Here is a 21,834-nt window from a genome sequence, read left to right as displayed (position 1 = left end):
AGAGCAGGTGGACCGGGTCCGGCAAAACGGTGTACACCTGGACGAGCTCACGTTCGACAGCGCGAACGGCAAGAACCCCGCGTTCCTGCGGGGCCTGGGTGACCGCCCGCAGTCGTTCGTGGGCGAGGTGCCGTCCACGTTCGCGTGCCGCGTGGGGGCCGCTCGGGTGCCCAGGCCCCGGGGTGACGGGCCAACTCGCCCGGGACGTGGTCCGCGACGCGGGCGCGTTCCGGGTCCAGGAGTGGCAGCTCGGGCGGTTGTCCCGGGCCACCGCCGCGGACCAATTGTGGCGCGTCAAGCGGACCTGGGTGTCGGGCTCGGGTGCGGACGGTTGGTCGGCCGGCACGTACTGGCTGGTGTGGGCGTGCCGCGACCAGACGGGCGAGGAGAAGTTCCTGGTGTCCAACGCCCCGGTCGAGGCGACGGTGCGGGTCGGGTTCCGCCGGGCGGCCGTGGAGCACGTGTTCCGGGTGTGCAAATCGGAGCTCGGGTTCACCAACTTCGAGGGCCGCTGCTACATGGCCCTACGGCGGCGCATGGGGCTGCGCGTGGCCATGTTGGCGTTCGTGGCCGAGCATATCCAGCAGCTGCGGGGGGGGATCCCTAGGTGACGGCCGAGCAGGTGTGCCGGGGCCTGGCCGTGCTGAGCTGCGAGTGGCTCGAGCAGGCGCGGGAGACCGAGCCACGGGTCTGGGTGCTGGAGGCCCCGCGTACCACCAGCGCTGCAATCGGGCCGCCACCGCGTCCAAACAGCGACGCGTCGTTAAGCTACGCACACGCAAAATACCGAGAAATCCAAAGTCGAATATGATGTGCAAATATACAGTTAGGGAAAAATAGCGCTGTAGTGGTCGGTTCTTCGCCAACCGACTCGGTTGCCCCTTCCGAAAACGATCCGCCGGGAACGGGTGTCCAGAACCTCAACCCACGCAAACTGCGGCGTGACCTCCGCACTACGAATTTCGCCGCGGTTCACGATAATCTGTCCCCATGCACACGACGGACGTACTCATCGTCGGCGGCGGGATCGTAGGGCTCGGAACGGGGCTGGCCCTCGCGGGTCGCGCCACGGTCACGGTGATCGAGGCGGAAGGCCACCTCGCCCAGCACCAGACCGGTCACAATAGCGGGGTCATTCACTCCGGGCTGTACTACAAGCCGGGGTCCGCGAAGGCGCTCAACTGCGCCGCCGGCCGGGAACTCATGTACCAGTTCTGCGCTGAGAACGGCGTCCCGCACGACCGGTGCGGCAAACTTGTGGTTGCCACCGACGAGAGCGAACTGCCTGCGCTGGCGGAACTGGAACGGCGCGGAGCTGCAAACGGGCTCACCGGCATCCAACGCTTGAGCGCCGCCGAGATGCGTGAGATCGAGCCGCATGTGAACGGCGTCGCGGCGCTCCGCGTGCCCGAAACCGGCATCGTGAACTACAAGGCCGTGTCCGAAGTGTACGCCCGGAAAATCACCGACGCTGGCGGGAGCGTACACACGGGCACGCAGTTCCTGGGCTGTCGTACGGAACAGGACGCGCTCACCGCCGAGACCAACGCCGGCCCCGTTCGTGCGAAATTACTCGTGAACTGCGCGGGCCTCCACTCGGACCGGGTCGCGCGGCTGTGTGGCATCGAGCCGGGAGTACGGATCGTACCGTTTCGCGGCGAGTATTACGAGCTGAAGCCGCGCGCGGAGCGCCTGTGCCGGCACCTGATCTACCCCGTTCCGGACGCCCGGCTGCCGTTCCTGGGCGTTCACTTCACGCGCATGATCGGCGGCGGGGTGGAGTGCGGCCCCAACGCGGTGCTCGCGTTCAAGCGGGAAGGGTACCGGTTCCGCGACGTGGACCTCTCGGATCTGGCCGAACTGGCGGTTAACCCGGGCTTCTGGAAGATGGCACGGAAGTTCTGGCGCGTGGGGCTGCACGAAATGTATCGGTCGCTGAGCCGGCGGGCGTTCTGGCACGCGCTGCGGAAGCTGATTCCCGAAGTGTCATTTCACGACCTCGTTCCTGCCGGAGCGGGCGTGCGCGCCCAAGCTGTGGCCCCCGACGGGAAATTGGTGGACGATTTCTTCGTCTGCCAAGCGCCACGGATGATTCACGTGCTGAACGCACCGTCGCCCGCCGCGACGGCGTCGCTCGCGATCGGACGCAGCATCGCGGACGCGGTTTTGAAGGAACTGGTGTAGGTGTGTGCCGGGCGGGCCGACTGTGATTGCCTTCGCCGGGTGCGTCCGTGAAGGATCGGTTCACCGGCTTCCCCGACGGAGCGGTTTGCGATAAATAAAATGTTTCGCATCAGCTTCGCCACGCGGGATGAACCAAGATGGGCTTCGAGTGCGGTATCGTCGGGCTGCCGAACGTCGGCAAATCGACCCTGTTCAACGCGCTGCTCTCGACCATGCAGGCCGAGGCCGCGAACTACCCGTTCTGCACCATCGAGCCGAACGTCGGGCGGGTTGCGGTGCCGGACGAGCGGCTCGCCAAACTCGCGAAGATCGCGAACTCGGCCAAGCTCATCCCGACCCAGCTCGAGTTCGTGGACATCGCCGGCCTCGTGCGCGGCGCGAGCAAGGGCGAAGGGAAGGGCAACGAGTTCCTGTCCCACATCCGCACCGTGAACGCCATCATCTACGTGCTGCGGTGCTTCGAGGACGCCGACATCGTTCACGTTGAGGGCAGCATCGACCCGCTGCGCGACGCGGAGGTGATCGAGACCGAACTCATGCTCGCCGACCTCGACAGCCTCGAAAAGCGGATCTCGTCGGCGCAGAAGAAGGCCAAGAGCGGCGACAAGGCGCTGGCCGAGCAGGTCGGGATGATGGAGCGCGCGATCAAGGTGCTCCAAGACGGCAAGCCTGCCACCGCCGTCAACCCGAAGGATAAGGCCGAACGCAAACTGCTCGACTCGCTGCAACTACTCACCTCGAAGCCCGTAATGTACGTGTGCAACGTGGAAGAGCAGCACGCGGCGAACGGCAACGCGCTGTCCGCGAAGGTGGCGGAAATGGCCGCGGCCCGTGGGGCGTCGTGCGTGGTCGTGTCGGCCAAGATCGAGGCCGAAATCTCGGTCCTGCCGAGCGAAGAAGAGAAGAAGGAGTTCCTCGGAGGGTTGGGACTGGAAGAAACGGGTTTGGCGAAGGTCATCAAGGCCGGTTACAAGCTGCTCGACCTCGTCACCTACTTCACGGTCGGCCCGAAAGAGGCCCGCGCCTGGACGATCGCGAACGGGACGCTAGCCCCGGCCGCGGCGGGCGTCATTCACACCGACTTCGAAGCCGGATTCATCCGCGCCGAGACCGTGGGCTACGACGACTACATCCAGTACGAAGGTGAGGCCGGGGCGAAGAAAGCGGGCCGGTTCCGTCTGGAAGGCAAGGAGTACGTCGTGCAGGACGGCGACGTATTGCACTTCCGGTTTGGGCCGTGACCTGAGTCGCGTAAACCTCGCAACTTGCGGCATTGGGGGCCTACGAGTAGCAGTTCGTGACGTGTTCGAGTGCCTTGCGGCCAGGATGTCGATCAACGACATCCTGAGTGATTTCCCGGATCCGATGCCGAAGAAACTCGGGTGCGCCTCGCGTTCGCGGCCGATTCGCGAGAACCACTGTGGATCAATGGCACGGTCGGGATCGTTTCTGGACAACGCTCGTTGACGACACGTCGGCTGGTTCCACCAGTCTGCTTTTGCATCGTGAGGAGAGTGGGAGTGCCGCTCTTGCGGCCGAAATTGTCTTTGGGGACGCAGCCGGGCAATATTTCTTGCAGACGTTCAGTGGGGATGTGCCCCTCAAAATCATCGAGCTGCTGATTACGGAAGCAAAAGAAAAAATCAAGTTTAAGTGACCTTTCTGTCTGCTGCGCCGCGTAATGTAACGGCCCCTCTCCCGGCGGGTTAGAATAGCGTGCGGCGCTGCTGCGCCCGACCTTCTCGGAGATTCCGATGCGGAAGTGGTTCCTCGTTCCGGTCGTGCTCGTGCTTGCGCCGCTCGTGGCACCCGCGGCCGACGTGCCCGCGAAGCCCACGTTCAGCGAACACATCGCCCCGCTCATGTTCCAGAACTGCACGGGTTGCCACCGCCCCGGACAGGTCGCGCCTTTCTCGCTGCTCAACTACAAGGACACGCAGAAGCACGCGAAGACCATGCTCCGGACAATGGAAGACCGGTACATGCCGCCGTGGCAACCCGAAAAGGGGCACGGCGAGTTCCGCGACTCGCGCCGGCTGTCCGAAGACCAGATCAAATTGTTCGCGAACTGGGTCAATGAAGGCGCGCCCGAGGGCGATCCGAGTAAGACCCCCGCGCTGCCCAAGTTCCCCGAGGGCTGGCAGCTCGGCAAGCCCGACCTCGTGGTGAAGATGGACCGGCCGTTCGTCCTCCCTGCCGAGGGGGCCGACATCTACCAGAACTTCGTGCTGCCACTCGACCTCTCGGAAGACAAGTGGGTCACGGCGGTCGAGTTTCGGGCCACCGCGCCGGTCGTACTGCACCACATCCTCTACTTCACTGATGACAGCGGGCGGGCGCGGCAACTCGCCCCGAAGACCGGTCAGCCCGGGTTCCCGGGAATGACGTTCCGTCCCACCGGCTCGCTCGGCGGGTGGGCCGTTGGCGGCATCCCGACGCACCTGCCGGACGGGCTCGCGCTGCCGCTCAAGAAGGGCTCGGACCTCGTGCTGCAAACGCACTTCCACCTCTCCGGCAAGAAAGAGGAGGAGGTGATCGAGGTCGGGCTGTACTTCGCCTCCAAGGCGCCCCAACGGACCCTCGTGGGGCTCCAACTGCCGCCGGTGTTTGGGTTGTTCTCGGGGATCGACATTCCTGCTGGTAAGGCAGACTTCAAGATCACGGACTCGTTCACGTTGCCGGTGGACGTTGATCTGGTCGGGGTCGGGAGCCACGCCCATTACATCGGCAAGACGATGAAGGCCACCGCCAAGCTCCCGAACGGCGAGACGAAGAGCCTGTACTCCATCCGCGATTGGGACTTCAACTGGCAGGGCACCTACTTCTACAAGGACTACGTGCGGTTGCCGAAGGGCACCGTGGTTACCGCGGAACTCACCTGGGACAACTCGGCCAACAACCCGCGGAACCCGAGCACCCCGCCGGTGCGGGTGCGGTGGGGCGAGGCGTCCTACGACGAGATGGGGGCGATCACGTTCCGCACGCTCGCGGCCAACGAGGACGATACAGGCAAGCTCCGCGACGCCCTCCGCTCGCACACCGTTCAGACGGTGCTCAAGGCCCGGCTCCGCGGGATGGACATCGAGGCGGAAATGAAGCGCGTCGGCATCGACCCCGCGGTCCTCGGACGCGGACTCGGCACGCCCAAGAAGGAGGCCGCGCCCGTGAAGCCGCCGCTGAGCCTCCGTGACATCGACGGCAAATCTCGCACGCCCCTTACTGTCGGTGACGCGAAGGCTAATGTGCTCCTCTTTACCACGACGGATTGCCCGATCGCCAACGGCTACTCACCCGAGATCGCTGCTATCGCAAAGGACTTTGCCACTCGCGGTGTGCAGTTTTATGCGGTCCAGGTTGATGCCGGTCTAACCCCCGAGGACGCCCGCAAACACGCAAAGGAGTTCGGCCTCACGGTGCCGGTGCTCATCGACACGAAGCACGAACTGGTGGCCGCGACGGGGGCGACCCGCACGCCCGAAGCGGTGGTGCTGCTGCCCGACGGGACGGTCGCGTACCGCGGGCGCATCAACGATCTCTATGCCGGCCTTGGTAAGAAGCGCCCGGCTCCGAAAACGCACGACCTGCGTGACGCGCTGACCGCGATTCTCGACGGCAAGCCTGTGCCGAACGCCCGCACCGAGGCCGTCGGCTGCTCGATCCCCGACCTCCCGAAGCGCTGAGCGGCACGCCGGGCTCGGTTACAGTTCGGCGAGGTGTGCGGGCCGGGAGATAGCTGTCTCCCGGCCCGCACACGCTCGTGCGCTCACCCGAACACCATTACGGGACGGTCACGGTGAACTGGTACGTCACCGTTGCGCCGTCCGGGTCCGTCGCGGTCGCGGTGACCGTGGCTGTGCCCGAGCCGACGAAGTTGAGAGTCATGTTGTTGTTGGTCACCGTCGCCGTGACCACGCCCGTGTTCGAGCTGACCGCGCTGTACGTGAGCGGGGCCGTCACCACAGAGATGTCGGTGAACTGCACCAGATCGTTGGCGGTGGCGTTCGGGAGCGAGTTGACCGCCCCGTTCTGCACCGGCACGCTCCCGAACGCGCCGTTGGCGGCCGAGAAGTCCTTCTGCGTCAGCGCCGCGATGGCGTTGAGCGTCGCCTGCCCGTTGCCGACCACCTGGCCGAACACCGTGAACCCTTGATCGTCCAGGGCCGCGCCGCCGTTCGAGTTGTCCCCCGTGTTGAAGTAGAACTGATTGGTGCCGCTGCTGACGTTGCCGCCGCGCTTGGCCAGTGCGAGCGTGCCCGTGCTGTTGGGCAGCCACGGCTCGTTGGTCACACCCGCCGCGACGCTCCCACCGCCGACGTAGGTCCCAGGGTTCGTGGCGAGCGCGTACGTGAAGGTCGTCGGGTTGATCACGCTGGTGACGGTGTAGATCGTGCCCCCGTCGTTGAACCCGGTGCCGGTGCCGGTGCTCAGTGCCCCGTTGATCGAGACCACCTGCCCCACGGTCAGGTTGTGCGCGGTGCCGGTGGTGATGGTGGCGACCCCGGCGGCCCAGGTCGCGTTGGTGATGTCGAGCAGCCCGCCGACGACTGCGAAGTTCGCGCCGGTGCTGGTCCCGGTGTTGCCGGTGCCGCCCGGGTCGGTGGCAAGCGTGTAGCGGAACGTGGTCGCGTTTACCACGTCCACCGTATATGTGCCGTTGTAGCCGGTGGTGTTCACCCCTGCGATGGTTACCGTCTGTCCGTCCTTCAGGCCGTGCGGTGTCGCGGTGGTGACGGTCGCGACACCGGCGGCCCACGTCGCGTTGGTGATGGTGGCCGTCACCGGGGGGCGGAACTCGAACCCGCCGCCCTGGACCACTGCCGGCGACGAATCTGTGCGGTGAATGAACGAGTTGTCGTAAGCGTTCGCGTTCGCGTAGGCGAGGAAGTTCGCCACGTGGGTCGGGGTGGCACCGTTGAACAACTGGACCGTAATGACCGGGTTACCGGGCAGGTTGGTGGTGATCCGGGCGTACTGGTTGGTGTCCGCGTCGGTGAAGAACGTGTTCAGGTTGAATGTTTGGTTGCCACCGACCGTGCCGGCGACCGGGGTCGGGGTCGGGTTGAGGGCCAGCGGCGCCTGGTTGAGGGTGATTGTGGCCGCCGCGCTGGCGGTGTTACCCGCCCCGTCGGTGACGCGCACGCGGTACCCGTTCGGCCCCACATTGAGCGCGTCGGCCGCGGTAAGGCTGAACGTGTACGTCCCGTTGGCGCCGGCGGTGGTCGAGGTGATCTGCGTGCGCACCGGGGCGCCCGCCGGGCTCGACGCCGCGGTCTGCCGCTCGAGCACCACGGTCGCCCCGGCCCGGGTCGTGCCGCGGAGCGTGATGCTCTGCGTTTCCGTGCGGTAATCGCCCTGGAAGCCGGTGTCGGACGCCGCGTCCAACAGCAGGTTCGCGGTCACCGACCGGGCCAGCGTGAACGTGAGCGTCGTCGGGGCCGACGTGTTGCCCAGCGTGTCGGTCGCCCGCACTTGCACCGAGTAGGTCCCGTCCGGCAGGGCGACGCCGCCGTTGAGCGTCTGGAACAGCGCCGCGCTGATCGTGTACGTGCCGTTAGCGAGGGCCGACGTGATGTTGGTAAACGCCCCGGTGGTGCCGAGCCGGGCCTCCAGGGTCGCGATCCCGTCGGTATCGGTGGCGCTGCCGGTCACACCCAGCGTGGCGGTCACGCCGTCGGTTGCCGTAGCCGGGCGGGTCGGGTCGGCGGTGTCGGTTGTCAGCGCCGCGGTGACCTCTGGGACGCCCGGGGGGGGCGGCGGGGGCGGCGGGGGCGGCGGGGGCGGCAGAGGGGTCGGCTGGCTGATCGGCGGGACAGGGAGGCTGAACGGTGTGCCGTACACGAACGACACGACCGCGTCGTTGAAGTCCTGGTCGCCGCCCTTGAGCCCGATCTCGAAGTGCAGGGTGTTCGGGCTCTGCCGCACGTGAACCGTGCTGTCCGGGTTGGCGTTCGACTGCGAGAAGAACATCACCGGCAGGTCGAACCCGGTGTGGTTGGTCGGGTTCACCTGGAGGAACTGCTCGGCGGTGATCCCACGGATCATGTAGAACCCGTAGTTGCCGCTGGCCGGCAGGTTGGCGCCCGCCACCGTGCCCACGCCAGAGAGCGGCGAGAACAGCACCGTGCGCTTCGCGCTCCGCGCGACCGCCGCGGCGTACCCGGCGTCGCCCGGGCGCACCCCGTCCACCGTACCGAGCGCGTCGTCGAACTGGTACACCCCGATCTCCCCGGGGCCGGGGTCGCGGCGGTTCAGCCGGAACGCGGTCGGGGTCACCTGCCCGGTGCCGCCCGGAACCAGGTTCGGGGTCAGCGGTTGCACCTTGATTACGGCGTCGTTGAAGTCACGGTCCCCGCCGCGCAGCCCGTCCTCGAACCGCACGACGACCTGGTTCCCCTGGTACGAGGCTTGGGTGTGGTCCGTCAGGTCGGGGCCGCCGAAGAACGAGAAGAACACGACCGGGCCGTTGATCGCGAGGTTGGCCGGGTTGAACGACCGCGCCGTGGCGAGGGTGCTGTTCTGCACCATGTAAAAGCCGAGTATGGTCCCGGCGGCAAAGCTCTCGGAGTTCCGCGCACCTTTGGTTTGTCCGCGGGTGAACACGGAAGTGACGTTCGCCAGCACCGTCGCCGCGTAGTTCGGGTCGAGCGGCGACACCCCGTTGACCGTGCCGTTCGCGTCATCGACCGTGTACACACCGATTTCGCTGGAGAACGCCGAGTCCCGTCCGACCCAACTGAAGTCGAGCGCGGTGGTCGAGCCCTCAACGCCCGGCACGACGTAGAACGCGGCCGGGTTGTCTCGCTGTTCGAGCACCTCGCACCCGAGCCGCGCGGTGCGCGGCTGGCGTGAGGGCAGACGGTCGAGGTCCATGAGAACATCCTTGTAACGGCGTCCGAAAATGCGATGCAACATGGTGCCGTCTCGTGGTGCTGCGTTTCGGTGTGTTTGTCGGGCCGCTCACGCCGTGCGATTGAGGGAAATCGGCAAGTTGCGCAAGCTGAGGTGCAAGTTATTACACATAATCGCGTTGGTCGAGTCCTTCGGCCTTTTAAGCACGCTGTTTTCACACCCCGCTGCACCCGCGGGTTTTGTGTGCGGGTGAGAAATGCCCGAGCTCCCGATTGTGCCGGTTCTGCGGAATCGCCCACTTCAGCGATCAACGGCGGGAGCTCACGCATTCGGATCGGGAGCACGTCCTTCCGCTCAAGGAGTGGCGGCCGAGTGGCTTCGCACCGGGTGTCGTTGTGCCGCAGTTTTCCGCAACCGCTACCAACAGTCCGAGTAATCGCGCGGCGGCGGATTGTGGACGCGACACTGCGAACCCGAATGTTATTAGCGTCCATGAGCGGGCCATTTTTTGCAAACTCCGTAATTGCAATGTTTTGCAGCATGGCCATTGGAAGCACCCAACCTGCTCTCTGTCCGTTCCAATCCTTCGCACCGGGGGCCTGAGCGTGAGATTCGGTGGTAGCGACCACCCAGCGAACCGCCAGCCCGCGACCAGCCCAACGGCAGCGAACGTCCAGCTCGTGACCTATCTGTTGTGCCTCGTGCGGTGCGACTTCTTCATGTGTCACGCTGCTTGAGCGACAAGCGGTGGACTCGTTGGGTGTTTGAGTCGCGCTCATTCGGTGCTGCCATCGGTCGGCAAAATGGTCCGCCCATTAAACCGATGGCACCGCGGCACAATGGCCCGATACCGGGACGTGGCTTCCGGCGGTCGCTTCGGGCTCGGTCCGCCGATACTCAACGCGGTTTGGATGGATTCGCGGACCGTGCGGACATTGACGTGTGGTGACCGCCGAGCAACCCGAGCGGACGTGCTTCAGTAGTAGCAGGTCCGTTTTCCCGGAGCGTGACGTGGGAAGTTATCGTGACCGCGTGGAACACGGCTTCTCACGCTTCCGCTCGCGCGTGGGCAACCTGGGCGGCTTCGTGCGTGGAGTGGCGATACGGAAGGTTCGCTACGAGATTACCTGCCTTGCGCGGCTGTAACGGGGGTTACACAGGCGAACCAGCCGTGGTGCCAACACCTTCCAACCGTATTGCCCAGATTTCACACCCGCGCCGATCCGGAACGAGCGGTACCGTGGAATAGTGTTGTGCCGCGGTTAGAATAGTAAATCCGGCGCAAGCATCCGTGTTCGGTCTTGCGCCGGATTCGGACTGCATTTTGTCTACTCTTCCAGGAACTTCTTGAACTCGACTTGGTAGCAGGTGGTGTTGCTGTTACCGCAGAACAGCGACTTGCCGTCCGGGCTGAACGCGAGCGACTGGACCGGCCCGTCGAAACCGCGGGCCACGAGCAGCCGGCCGCTGAGCACGTCCCAGCACCGCACGATTCCGTCGTCCCCGCCGCTCAGCAGGTAGCTGCCGCTCGGGTCGAAACACACGGCGCTGATGGTGCCCTGGTGCCCGCCGAACACGAACACCGTCGCCTGGGTTTCGGCGTCCCACACGTACACGGCGTCCTCGAGCCCGGCGCCGGCGAGGTACTTGCCTTGCGGGTCGAACGCCAGCGCCGTTACCCCGATGTCGATCGTGTACAGCTTTTCCTTCGTGGTCGCGTCCCACACGCACACCGCGCCGTCGCGCTCGCCGGTGCGCATGTAGTCGGCGCCCCCGCACGCGATCCGCTTCCCGTCCGGGTGGAACGCGATGGTCTCCAGGGTGCAGGCGTCCGCGGCCTCCACGATGATCATGTCGGGCTGGCCGGTCTCGCACGTCCACAGCCACACCAAACCGTCCGCCGGGCTGGTGTGAACGAGCGTCTTCGAGTCGGGGCTGAAGGTCACGAACCCCACCGGCGGCTTGGTCGCTTCGAGCGAGTGTGCGAGGCTCCCGTCGGCCGCGTTCCAGAGCTGCGAGAAGTAGTCGGTGCCGCCGATCCCGAGCCACTTCCCGTCCGGCGAGGCGGCCACGGAGAACGCCGGGCACAGGTTGGTGGGCGCCACCTCGTCGCCGCTCTCCACGTCCCACACGCGCACGTTCTGCGCGCCGGAGCTGGCGAGCCGGAGCGGGGCGCCGGGGAGCACCGCGATCGAGTGCCGGCCGCGCGGGTTCGGGCCGGCGATCAGCTTCCCGGCCCGCACGTCCCACACGTGGACCACGCGGTCCGCCCCGGCGCTGGCGAGCTTCGTCCCGTCCGGGCTGAAGCACAGGCACCGGACCTCTTCGTTGTGGCCCCGCAGCACCGGCCCGCGGGTGGCGCCCTCGGCGTCCAGCCACAGGTGGATGTCGAAGTCCGAGTCGGCGCAGGCGAGGTACCGGCCGTCCGGGCTGAACGCGGCCGTCGCCACCTGGTCGGCGTGGCTGTTGAGCAGCATGAGCGGGTCCGGGTGCGGCGGTCGCCACACCCGCGCGGACGTGTCCCAGCCGGCCGAGACCAGCAGGGCCGAGTCCGGCGACCACACCAGCGCCGGGATGCGGTCCGTGTGGCTCTTGAGTTCGGTCACCGGGTGGCGCGTGGCCGCGTCCCACACCCGGACGGTGAGGTCCTCGCCGGCGGTCGCGACGAACTTCCCGTTCGGCGAGAACGCGATCGCGGAAACCGCCTTGCGCGGGTGCGCCTGCACCTCGCCTACCAGGGTGAAGCGAGTAGCGTCCCAGAACCGCACCTTCCCGTCGTCGTGACCGCTGGCCACGACCGCCCCGTCGGCGCTGAACGCCAGCGCGGTGAGCCACGCCGAACCGGCCGGCTGCTCGATCCGGCTCAGGAGCTGTCCGGTGCCGGTGTCCCAGATGAGCAGGTCGTCGTTACCGCTGGCGAGCCGCTTCCCCCCGGGGCCGAAGCACCACAGCGTCTCGAGGTCGCTCAGGAAGTGCCGGGCCAACAGCCGCCCGTCGGGTGCCCAGTGCCGCAGCACGCCCGACTCGTCGATCGAAAACAGGCGCCCCTCGGCGTCGAAGGTGAGCCCCGCGATGTCGCCGTCGGTGTGGAACCTCGGTTCGCCGAACACCCGGGTTACAAGTGGCAACGGATAGATGGGTGTTGCGTCTTCGCGTGGAGTGGTCACGGGTGTGGACATGAAAGCCCTTCGTCGTGCGGTCTCGGTGTTCGCGCGGTGGGCGCGCGGAACGGGCGTTTCGACTCTAGAACAGTGTTTCCGTTCAGGCGAGAAAAACAGGAACGCGGGGCGGAAAATTCGGTGCGCCGGGAACAGTCAACCAAATCAGAATTATTGTCGCATCCAAAATATGTTGCGGCAACAACAGAGTTCCAAAGGATTTGGGCGTGCGCGAGCGGCAAGCCAGTCGAGTATCGCCAAGTATGGCTTTGTTGCACCGGAAAGCAAATCGGCAGCGCGGAAAGCTCACCCGCGGCGCGGGCCGGATTTCATTCCGACTCCGGTTGTTGCAAATGCGCCGCTTGACGACACTCACACAGTTCCGGCACTGACTCCACCGCGGCGAACACGTGTGATCGTGATTTTGCGCCACGGTTGCGCGTTTGAAACCAGGGCGGCGAATCACCACGTCCAATCGACGCGGTACACGTGGTTCGCTTCCGGGCTCGGAATCTCCCAGTAAATCCAGCTCCCGTCGTCGGCCGCGAACGTGAGCAGCGGCCCGGTGTACGGGCGCGGGTCCTCTCGCGTTTTGGGGTCGTCGGCGCGAGTCGGGGCGTACCGGAACTGGTGCGTCTTGAAGGGCCGCTCCTCGGGGAACAGGATCAACATGGAGGTCTTGACCGAGCCCTCGTAGCCGATCGCTCCGAACCACTGCTCGTCGGGCGTTTGGAGCGAGTTCCAGTAGGTGCTCGAATAGCGGAGCGTGAACTCGTGCCCCACCGGGATGTCGGACACGTCGAACGCCAGTTGCCGCACTTTCATCGCCTGCTGCCCTACGAACCCGGGGCGCTCCGCACTGAACGCGCGGGCCTTGTCGGCGTTCGGCCGCCCGGCTCGGTTGACGACATCCCGCCCGGTGGTGCGGGTTTCGACGCGCAACTCATTTGTGGGAGCGACTTTCTTCACTTCGCGCCGGGTGAAATAAACGATCGAGGATTCCGCACCCGCGGAACCCGGAGAGATCGGCCGCCACCCGCGCATGTCCACGATCCGTTCGTCCCGGCGCACCTCGAAGTGCGAGGCGTCCACGTCGGGCAGTTGCGGGAGTGCGGTAACCGGGTGCGGCGAGGTCCGGTCCGGGAGCGGCTCGACGAGTCGGAGGGCATCGACCTGTTTGAGGACTTCCTCACGCACGAGCGCGGCCGCTGCGTCGTCCTTCTTGCGCAACAGCCACACCGGCGACGGTGCGAGCCACGCGACGGCGAGCAGCCCGAGGAGCGTGCCCGCCGCCAGGGCGGGGCGCCAGCGGCGGCGGAACTGCTTGCGCGCCGCGTACCACAGCCCGGTGCGCGGGCCGAGGAGCGGTTCACCGCCGAGGTACCGGCGCAGGTCGGCGGCGAGGTCCGCGGCGCTCGCGTACCGCTCCGCCGGTTCCTTCGCGAGGCACTTTCGGCAGATGAGGTCGAGTTCGCGGGGTACGCCCGGGGCGCGCCGCGCCGCCGGGACCGGTTCGTCGCTGACCACCTGACGGATCACGGACCACGGGTCCGAACCGGTGAACGGCACCGAACCGGTGAGGCACTCGTACAGGATGACGCCGAGCGCGTAGACGTCCGCCGCCGGGCCGATGCTCTTCGTCTCGCCCCGCGCCTGCTCCGGCGACATGTACGCGGGGGTGCCCATCACCGACCCGGTTCGGGTGAGTTCGGCGCCGTCGCGCTTCGCGAGCCCGAAGTCCATCACCTTCGGTTCGCCCCACGGCTCGGCGGTGGGACCCGGTGCGTCGAGCAGGACGTTGTGCGGCTTCAGGTCGCGGTGGACGATGCCGCGGTCGTGGGCGGCCTGTACACCGAGCGCGACCTTCGCGACCAGCTCGGCCGCGGCACCGGAGGGCATTTTTCCGGACGCGCGGAGCCGCTGCGCGAGGCTCCCGCCCTCCAGGCACTCCATCGCGAGGTACGGCCGCCCGTCGGCCTCACCGCTGTCGAACACCTGGATCACGTTGGGGTGGCGGATCGCGGCCACCGCTTGCGCTTCCCCGAGGAACCGCGCGACCTCGCGCGCGTCCGCGTGTGCGCCGGCCAACACCATCTTGAGCGCCACCACCCGGTTCAGCTTCACCTGCCGGGCCTTGTACACGACCCCCATACCGCCGCGCCCGAGTTCACCGACGATCTCGTACCCGGGAGGCCCGGACGCCGCGAGCGTGAGCGCGACCCGCTGCGCCTGTTCCGCCGTCTGTGCGAGCGTTTCGCTGTGCGCGAGAGACTCTTCGCTCGGGTGCGTGTCCCCTTCGGTTGTCAAATCGGGGGGGGAAGGCGATGCGGTTCGTGTTTCATCATTCATGTGGCGCCCAGAAAGAAGCACTCGCGTAGCTTAGCACCGAACGGGGCAGGGGGGCTGCTGATACGCCAGAAGCGTGAGCGGCGGCGCGGGTTGGGCGCGACACAAATGATGTCGCGCCCGCCCCCCACCGCCGCTCACGCTTCCCGCACGCCGTTCGTTCGTTTCGGGCTACCGGTCAGCAGTTGGCAGGTCCACAAGTCGTAAAGTCACAAGTCTCTTCCCTTACTAAATTTGTGACTTTGCGACTTGCGACAAGCGGACATGTGACCGGAAGCTATTATACATGAGTTCACATGCGGTGCCACTTTCTTGACGAGCCGCAACCGCCCGAGAGCTGGGCGCGAACACGCGTCCGCTATTGAAGGCATTTTTTGACAGGATTAACAGGATAGACAGGACTTAAAATCACTCTGTCTTCATCCTGTCGATCCTGTCAAAAAATGCTTTCAAAGGCGTGCGGTCCGCACGGGTCGCAACGACGCCGCGACCGCCCGTGGGTGGTGCCATGTGCCCCGCTCCCGAGCGGGCCCGCCTCGTCAACAGAAGCGACACCGCAGATGGGTTCTTGTATCAGTCGTGCGTTTCGAGCCGGTGCAGCACTTCGGTGAGCAGTCCGGGGCCGCTCATCCGGTACGCGGCCTCGTGCGGGCACGCCTGGACGCAGAACGGTTCGTTGCCGCCGCACAGGTCGCAGTTGACGGCGCGCCGGGCGGCGATCTTGAGCGGGTCGCCGCTGGGGTGCTGGGTCGCGGCCGGGTTCGGGGTGCCGCGGGCGGTCATGTGGATCGCACCGTAGGGGCAGTTGCGCTCGCACAGCCCGCACCCGATGCAGTGGTTCTCGATCACCACCTCCAGGTGCGCGCCGCGGCGGTGGATCGCGTCCACCGGGCACCCCTCCATGCAGTACGGCTTCTGGCACGAGCGGCACGAGGTGGCGACCAGGAAGTCGCCGAACCGCAGCCCCTCGCGGAGCAGCCGGGCGTTGCCGTCGTGCGAGTCGGCGCACGCCTTGGTACACTCGTCGCACCGGGTGCAGCTCTTCAGGTCGAGCACCAGCAGCCGCTGCCCCTGGTACAGCCCCTGGCGGACGTAGTCGCGGAGGACCGCCGGGGGCGGGTCCTTGGCGACGCCCGGGACCGCGCGCCGCGGCCCCTCTTCCATGTGCTCCTTGAGCTTCGGGAACTTCTCGCACAGCCGGCGGAACACCGGGCCGGGCACGCGCACCACCTCGACCGGGTCCAGGGCGGCGACCGTGGCGGTGCGCACCCCGGGGCGGTCCGACAGCAGCCCGCGCTCGCCGAAGCTGTCGCCGGCGGACAGCAGCCGCAGCACCTGCTCGGCCCCGCCGGCCGTGGTGAACACCCGCACGGTGCCCAGCCGGATGATGTAGAAAGCGGCCGCGACGTCCCCTTCGGAAACGATCGCCTCGCCCGCCTCGACCCGGGCGAACGTGACCCCCTCGCTCAGGAGGAACGTCGCCGCCTGCTCGCGCTCCATCTTGTCGAGCGCCTCGAACACGCGACTGTTCTGCACGCCGGTCTGGATCGCGCGCAGGGTGTACATCTCCTGGATGTCCTCGCGGGCCGAGGCCGACCGCTGCATCATGTCGAGCATGTTGCGGGTGATCTCGTACACCACCACCGGCCCGCGCTTCTTCGGGTTCCGCGTGACGGTGGGCCACCCGTTCTCGTCGTACCCCAGGGTGAGTTCGGGGCTGTCGTCCTCGGCCACCGCGACCACGGTCGCGGTGCGCGGGCGCTGGGTGAAACAGGTCATCTCGCCGAGCACCAGCTCGTCCCCGGACGACACCTTCACCAGCGCCCCGTAGTCGCCCGCCGCGCGCTTCTTTTTCTTCTTCGCCCCGCCGAACAGGCTGCCGAGCAGCCCGAGCCGCACCTCAGGCTCCGGCCCGCGGACGTAGATCTCGAACGTGCCGGTCCCTTGCAGGAGGAACGCGGTGCTGCCGTACTCGCCCTCGTCGCACAGCACCTTGCGGTCGCCGGGGCGGATCTCCCACCGGCGCACGGCCCCCTCGTTCCACTTGAGGTACGAGTACGGGATGGAGCGGAACGGGAACACGACCCGCGCCCCGCGGGTGGGGCTCTCGTACAGCAGCCACACGTCCCGCATCTGGTCGGCGGTCAGGAAGTCGGACCCCTCCGGGAACGGGGTGTTCGGGTTCACCGGCACCTGCTCGGGCGAGTCGTCGCCCCATGCCCGGGGCCGCACGCGGCGGCGCAGCGACAGCGCGCCCGTGGGGCAACTGTTCATGCACTCGCCGCACTGCACGCAGGTGCTGTCCCGCATGACGCTGTCGAGGTCGAAGCTGATGCGGGTGCCGTACCCCTTGCCGGTGTGGCCGATCACCTTGAACGGCTTCACCTCGGAGCACGCCCGCACGCACCGGTCGCACACGATGCACCGGTCGTGGTCCACCACCACCGTGCGCGACGAGTAGGGGTAGTCCTTGTCGATCTGCGCGTTCCACTCCTCCCAGGCGCCGCGCAGCTCGGGCGCCTCTTCCGCCAGCTCGTTCTCGCGGAGGGTCGGGAGCAGCGGCAGGTTGACGCGCCGGGACTTGGGGATCGCCTCTTCGGCCGCGTTGCGGCTCGGCAGGGCGGCGGGCTTGCGCAGGCTCGGCCGCGCCTCCAGCACGTCCAGCGACCGGGACACCGTGGACAGCTCGTCCTCGTACCGCTTGGTCTCGGTGAGCGGCTCGTGGAGGCAGTCGGCGACGAGGAACTCGGCGAGCAGCTTGACCGACTGGTTGACGCTGTCCGCCGCGTCCCGGATGGTCTTGGCAGTTTTTTCGTCGCTCTTGGTTTCCTCGCGCTTCTGCGGGTTGTACCCGTCGAGCCCGGCGCGGGTGGTGACCACCATGTTGGTTTCGACGCGGTGCTGGCAGGCGGGCACCAGCTTGCGCCCGGGGGTCAGCTTCCCGCGCTTCATGCTCGAGATGTGGACCGAGCACATCCGGCACACCGCGACCGGTGCGACGTGCCGCTGGTGGCACAGCACCGGGATGCGCTCCTTCAGCTCCTCTTCCGTCCACGCACCGGCGGCGACGAGGGCCGCGGCGGCGTCGTAGATGGTCGTGGTGCGCGGGATCTCCTTGCCGTCGGCGTCGCGGACGACGTTCCCCTGCGCGTCGGTCTTGGGCACCGCGCGGGGCACCTCGACCGGGAACCCGTCGATGACAACGGTGACGAGGTCCCGGAACCGGTCGCGGGTCTCCTTCTCGCGCCGCACGAGCACGTCGTTGTCGTCGCGGGCGAAGAGGGACTCCTCTTCGCGGCCCAGGAAGATGTCGGGATCGGCGATGTCAGGCATGGTGGAACCCGTGTCCTGGCGAGCGAGGGCGCGAGCCCTGGCGTGACCTGTGGCGACGAGGCGATGCGTGCGCTGCGTGGGGGGAGCGGTGCCGGCCCGCTATTCGGCGGGCTTCCGCCCGTTCGCTTTGGGTGCGTCATCGACGAAGTACTCGAGCGCCGTCGCCAGCGGGATCGGGGCCACGTACCCCAGGCCGCAGATCGAGGTGAGCTGGAGCGTCTTCGTGATCTCTTTCACGTCCTTCTTGATCGCGGCCAGGTCGTCGGCCGGCAGCCGGCCCGCGCGGCGGCTCTTCAGCAGCCCCTCGCCGATCTGCACCAGCTTCTGCGACCCGAGCCGGCACGGCACGCACTTCCCGCACGACTCGTTCCGGTAGAACTGCGTGTAGTTCACCGCCTGATCGAGCACGTCGACGTCGCCCGCGTACACCGTGATGGCGGCGCCGAGCATCGCTTCCACGGGGAGCCGCAGCGCGCCGTTCAGGTGCCGGAAGAAGTTCAGGTCCAGGGGGATCTTGAGCACGTCGAGTTCGGTCGCGCCGAGCGGCAGGTGCGTGCTGAGGAACCACTCCATGAAGTCCGCGTCTTGGGCCGAGCGGTCGCGGATGCGGGCGACCGCGTCCGCCCGCTTCTTGGCGTCGAACTTGGGATCGACCGGCAGCTTCGCCGGGACCAGCCCGCCGGACGGGCCGGACGCGGCCACCGCCCGCAGCGGGCCGGTGATCCCGCCGCAGTACTTGTCCCCGTTGAACAGCTCGCCGAGGGTGAGGCCGATCGCGACCTCGTACACCCCGGGCCGGGCCACGTCGCCGCTGACCGAGAACAGCCGCCGCCCGCCGAACTTGATCTTCGGGTCGGTCGCCAGCCGCCACCCGCCCATCTCGTACTTGTCGCCGCCGAACAGCACGATCCCCGGCGCCCAGGCCAGCGTCTCGACGTTGTTCACCACCGTCGGCTTGTCGCGGAACCCGTTGGCCGACAGCTCCGGCGGCCGGTTCCGCGGCTGCCCGCGGCGGTCCTCCATCGCCTCGATCAGGGCCGACTGCTCGCCGCAAATGTACCCGCCGGGGCTCTCGAACACCTCGACCGGGAAGTTGCGCCCCGACCCGAAGATGTTCGGGCCGCACGCGCCCAGCTCTTGCGCGCGCTTGATCTCTTCTTTGAGGGCGTGGATCTGCTCGAAGTACTCGTGCCGGACGTAGATGTGCCCGCTGGTGGCGCCGGTCATGAGCCCGGCGAGGATGACGCCCTCCACCACGAGGTGCGGCATCCGCAGGAGGATCTCGCGGTCCTTGAACGTGCCGGGCTCGCTCTCGTCGCCGTTGCAGACGATGTACTTCTCGTTGCCCGGCTGCTGCCACACGTCGAGCCACTTCTGGTACGCCGGCGCGCCGGCCCCGCCCATCCCGAGCAGGTTCGCCGTCTTGAGCTCCCACAGCAGCGGGTGGAACCGCTGGACGTAGGTCTCCAGGTCTTTGCCGCCCAGCTCGCGCGGGGGCGGCACGAGCGGCCGGATGAGCCGAGCCAGGTAGTCCGTGAACCGCTTGACGGCGCGGTAGTCGCGGGGCCAGCCCTGGCGCCCGTAGATGTCCAGCGACCAGCCCGCCGTGCGCGGCGCCGGGTGCTCCGGGTCGACGCGCGTACCCTTGGGGATCGAGTACCCGCGGTTGGTGTTGGTGTGCGGCTCGTAGGCCGCGTCGGTGTCCGGCTCGGGCGGGTCGCGGTCCTCGGCGAGGTCGCGCAGCACCCCTTCGAGGAACTCGCCGTCGCGCCCGGCGTACACCCAGGCGTGAACGTGTTCGGGCATGGGCCGCTTCTCGACCCACACCGCCGGGGCGCGGTCGCACCGCCCCAGGCACGAGACGCCCTCGACGCACACGCTCTTGCCGGTCGCCTCGGACAGCTCGGCCGCGAGCACCGGCAGCCCGGTGCGCTCGTCCAGCAGCGCCGCGGCCCCGCGGTGGTGGCACGTCAGGTCGCGGCACACCCGCATCTCGATCTCGGGCGGGTTGGTGCGCTCGAGCTTGAACGCGGGGAAGAAGCTGCTGACCTCTTCGATACGGTACAGCGGCACGTTGATCTCGTGCGCGAGCGCCCGCAGCTCCTTGTCGGGGAGGAAGCCGAACCGGTTCTGGATGTCGCGGAGCCGCTGAACGATCATCGAATAACCTGCCTGGGTCGGGGCCGGCGGTGGGCCGGCGGGTAGCGCGCCCCCGTTCGATCCGCACGCGGCGGGGGCGCCCGCGGCGTTACTCTTTCTGCGTGCTGCCCGTGAGCCACTGCTTGAGCGACAGCGGCGCCCCGCTCTCGCGGGCGGCGGCCCCGCGCCCCTGGAGCGGGTTGTCGCCGTTGTGGTACCGGTGGCAGTCGGTGCAGTTGTGTCGGGCGCCGCCGCCCGCCACCTCGGCGCCGTCGGGCAGCTTGACGACGGTGCCGACCGGCGCGTGACAGGCCCGGCACGTGTTCAGCCCGAGGATCTGGACCGGCTCCGGCTTGTTCGCCTCGACCGGCGACACGAATGCGGCGGCGGTGCCGGGGTGGCACGTCGCACACGTGGCACCCCGGTGTGATGCGTGGTTGAACGTCGCGTGCCGGAGCCAGACGGTGCGGTCCGGTACCGCGGCGATTTTCGGCCTTGCGCCGCCCGCGCCTGCGGTCACCGTGTGACACTTCGCGCAGCTCCCGGCGCTGCCGAACAGGTTGGCCTCCGCGTCCGCGGTGAGGCGTTCGGCGGTTTGGCCCAGCGTCGGCGGTGCGAGCGGTTGTTGCGGGTCCAGCTTCCCGCCCAGTTCCGGCGGGCGGGCGAGCGCGGGGTGCCCGCCGTCACTCAGCCCCTTCAGATAGCCCGCCTTGAGTTCGGCCGCGAGGTCCGCGGGCTGCTTGCGGTGCGCCACCTCGAACCGCGGCACCGCGTACTTCTTGCCCCCGGACTCGGCGACGGCCTCGGGGGCCGACAGCGGGTGACACGACCGGCAGTGCGCCTCGAAGTTGACCGGCAGGAAGTACGCGCCTTCCGCGCGCGGCGGGAACAGCGCGTCCGCCGGGGCGCCCTTCGTCAGCGTCGCCTTCACCTTGTCCAGTTCCGGGGACCCGGCGCCGGCGTCGAGCGCGTGACAGGACGCGCAGGCGAGCTGAACCTTCGCGTTGTCGGGCTGGCCTGGGGCGAAGCGGGCGACGGCCGCGGCCCCGCCCAGCTCACGGAGCCGGGCCACGGTCATCGCTTCCTTCCCGTCCGCGCTGTACGCCTGCCCCGGGCTCATGTGGACCGCGTGGCTGAACGTGAGCGTCCGCGGGCTTTTGGTGATGTCAAGCGACCGAAACTCCGGGTGGTCGGTCACGAAGTTGGTCACCTTGTTCGCGTAAGGCGCCTCGCCGCGGGCCGCGGTGAGCGACCGGTCGGCGTCGTGGTACCGGTTGAGCTCGGCGTGGCACCAGTTGCAGTCCTTGTCGGCGAGCCGGACCAGCGAGTTGAGCCGCCCGTTATGGTCGTGGTGGCAGTTCGAGCACCGGTCGTGGAACGCCTGCGCCTCCTTATTGGAGGAGGTGTGGTGCGGCGGCCCCGCGTGGCACTTCTCGCAGGTGAGATCGTGCCACCGGTCCCGCGCCCGGAAGGCGTCGAGCGGGTTGAGGCTCACCTTGTGCGCCTTGTGGCACGCCTCGCAGTTGTTGTCGAACGCCGCGTGGACGTCGGCGAGCTGGCCGTGCGAGTGGGCGTACTGGACCCGCTGGGCCGGTTTGGCCACATCGACCGCCGCCCAGACGCCGGCCCCGATGAGGGCGATGGCGGTGAGGGCGCGGCGGGCGCGGCGGAACACGTCGGGGCTGCGGAAGTACCCGCGCCGCCCGATGTACCGGTCCGACAGGTCGCGACTAGGGGAGCGGGGCATCTCTTACCCGACGGTTGGTGCTCGGTGTCTCGTACCTGGTGCCTGCCATACGTCCGACGCGGGTGACCACGCACCGGG

Annotated in this window: 12 protein-coding genes and 1 pseudogene; 7 read left to right on the top strand and 6 right to left on the bottom strand. The window is 67.8% G+C overall.

Annotation, left to right across the window (positions count from 1 at the left end; translation table 11 throughout):
• Positions 1-7: 7 nt before the first annotated feature.
• The 7 genes and pseudogenes from R5W23_RS32625 to R5W23_RS11740 form a co-directional block, all read left to right on the top strand.
• A pseudogene (locus R5W23_RS32625) lies at positions 8-169 on the top strand (IS701 family transposase); the annotation flags it as partial.
• Positions 170-182: 13 nt separating this feature from the next.
• Positions 183-611, top strand: coding sequence for a hypothetical protein (locus tag R5W23_RS11760; protein ID WP_320686487.1), 429 nt, complete (start codon positions 183-185; stop codon positions 609-611).
• A gap of 379 nt (positions 612-990) precedes the next feature.
• Positions 991-2,184, top strand: coding sequence for an L-2-hydroxyglutarate oxidase (lhgO, locus tag R5W23_RS11755; protein ID WP_320686486.1), 1,194 nt, complete (start codon positions 991-993; stop codon positions 2,182-2,184).
• A 137-nt stretch (positions 2,185-2,321) separates the two neighbouring features.
• Positions 2,322-3,425 (top strand): redox-regulated ATPase YchF, encoded by a 1,104-nt coding sequence (ychF, locus tag R5W23_RS11750; RefSeq protein ID WP_261190564.1) that lies wholly within the window; start codon positions 2,322-2,324, stop codon positions 3,423-3,425.
• A complete protein-coding gene (locus tag R5W23_RS32620) occupies positions 3,328-3,651 on the top strand; it encodes a DUF433 domain-containing protein (RefSeq protein ID WP_407936118.1) in 324 nt (107 codons plus the stop codon). Before ychF ends, R5W23_RS32620 begins: the two co-directional genes overlap by 98 nt.
• On the top strand, positions 3,605-3,841 hold the full coding sequence (locus R5W23_RS11745) for a hypothetical protein (RefSeq protein WP_320686485.1): 237 nt from the start codon (positions 3,605-3,607) through the stop codon (positions 3,839-3,841). Before R5W23_RS32620 ends, R5W23_RS11745 begins: the two co-directional genes overlap by 47 nt.
• A 97-nt stretch (positions 3,842-3,938) precedes the next feature.
• Complete coding sequence (locus R5W23_RS11740; RefSeq protein ID WP_320686484.1) at positions 3,939-5,864, top strand: redoxin domain-containing protein; 1,926 nt, start codon at positions 3,939-3,941, stop codon at positions 5,862-5,864.
• Between the two features lie 97 nt (positions 5,865-5,961).
• Here the strand turns inward: R5W23_RS11740 and R5W23_RS11735 are convergent, their stop codons facing one another.
• The 6 genes from R5W23_RS11735 to R5W23_RS11710 form a co-directional block, all read right to left on the bottom strand.
• Complete coding sequence (locus R5W23_RS11735) at positions 5,962-9,054, bottom strand: DUF4114 domain-containing protein (protein ID WP_320686483.1); 3,093 nt, start codon at positions 9,052-9,054, stop codon at positions 5,962-5,964.
• A gap of 1,307 nt (positions 9,055-10,361) precedes the next feature.
• Positions 10,362-12,212, bottom strand: coding sequence for a WD40 domain-containing protein (locus R5W23_RS11730; RefSeq protein ID WP_261185184.1), 1,851 nt, complete (start codon positions 12,210-12,212; stop codon positions 10,362-10,364).
• Between the two features lie 441 nt (positions 12,213-12,653).
• Positions 12,654-14,540: a serine/threonine-protein kinase gene (locus tag R5W23_RS11725; protein WP_320686482.1), complete on the bottom strand. Its 1,887-nt coding sequence runs from the start codon at positions 14,538-14,540 to the stop codon at positions 12,654-12,656.
• 570 nt (positions 14,541-15,110) lie between these two features.
• Positions 15,111-17,870, bottom strand: a complete 2,760-nt coding sequence (locus R5W23_RS11720) for a cyclic nucleotide-binding domain-containing protein (protein ID WP_320686481.1) — start codon at positions 17,868-17,870, stop codon at positions 15,111-15,113.
• 99 nt (positions 17,871-17,969) lie between these two features.
• Positions 17,970-20,030 (bottom strand): NAD(P)H-dependent oxidoreductase subunit E, encoded by a 2,061-nt coding sequence (locus R5W23_RS11715; RefSeq protein ID WP_320686480.1) that lies wholly within the window; start codon positions 20,028-20,030, stop codon positions 17,970-17,972.
• A gap of 88 nt (positions 20,031-20,118) precedes the next feature.
• Positions 20,119-21,756, bottom strand: a complete 1,638-nt coding sequence (locus R5W23_RS11710; protein WP_320686479.1) for a hypothetical protein — start codon at positions 21,754-21,756, stop codon at positions 20,119-20,121.
• Positions 21,757-21,834 lie beyond the last annotated feature (78 nt).

It is taken from the genome of Gemmata algarum (assembly GCF_034097035.1).
Lineage (GTDB): Bacteria > Planctomycetota > Planctomycetia > Gemmatales > Gemmataceae > Gemmata > Gemmata algarum.
The sequence above is the reverse complement of the archived record's forward strand: the minus strand, read 5'-3'. Positions and strand labels throughout refer to the sequence as shown.

Bases quoted from the DNA above. Each gene is read 5' to 3' on its own strand.
- lhgO (WP_320686486.1), top strand. From the start codon at position 991: ATGCACACGACGGACGTACTCATCGTCGGCGGCGGGATCGTAGGGCTC.
- ychF (WP_261190564.1), top strand. From the start codon at position 2,322: ATGGGCTTCGAGTGCGGTATCGTCGGGCTGCCGAACGTCGGCAAATCG.
- R5W23_RS11740 (WP_320686484.1), top strand. From the start codon at position 3,939: ATGCGGAAGTGGTTCCTCGTTCCGGTCGTGCTCGTGCTTGCGCCGCTC.
- R5W23_RS11735 (WP_320686483.1), bottom strand. From the start codon at position 9,054: ATGGACCTCGACCGTCTGCCCTCACGCCAGCCGCGCACCGCGCGGCTC.
- R5W23_RS11730 (WP_261185184.1), bottom strand. From the start codon at position 12,212: ATGTCCACACCCGTGACCACTCCACGCGAAGACGCAACACCCATCTAT.
- R5W23_RS11725 (WP_320686482.1), bottom strand. From the start codon at position 14,540: ATGAATGATGAAACACGAACCGCATCGCCTTCCCCCCCCGATTTGACA.
- R5W23_RS11720 (WP_320686481.1), bottom strand. From the start codon at position 17,870: ATGCCTGACATCGCCGATCCCGACATCTTCCTGGGCCGCGAAGAGGAG.
- R5W23_RS11715 (WP_320686480.1), bottom strand. From the start codon at position 20,030: ATGATCGTTCAGCGGCTCCGCGACATCCAGAACCGGTTCGGCTTCCTC.
- R5W23_RS11710 (WP_320686479.1), bottom strand. From the start codon at position 21,756: ATGCCCCGCTCCCCTAGTCGCGACCTGTCGGACCGGTACATCGGGCGG.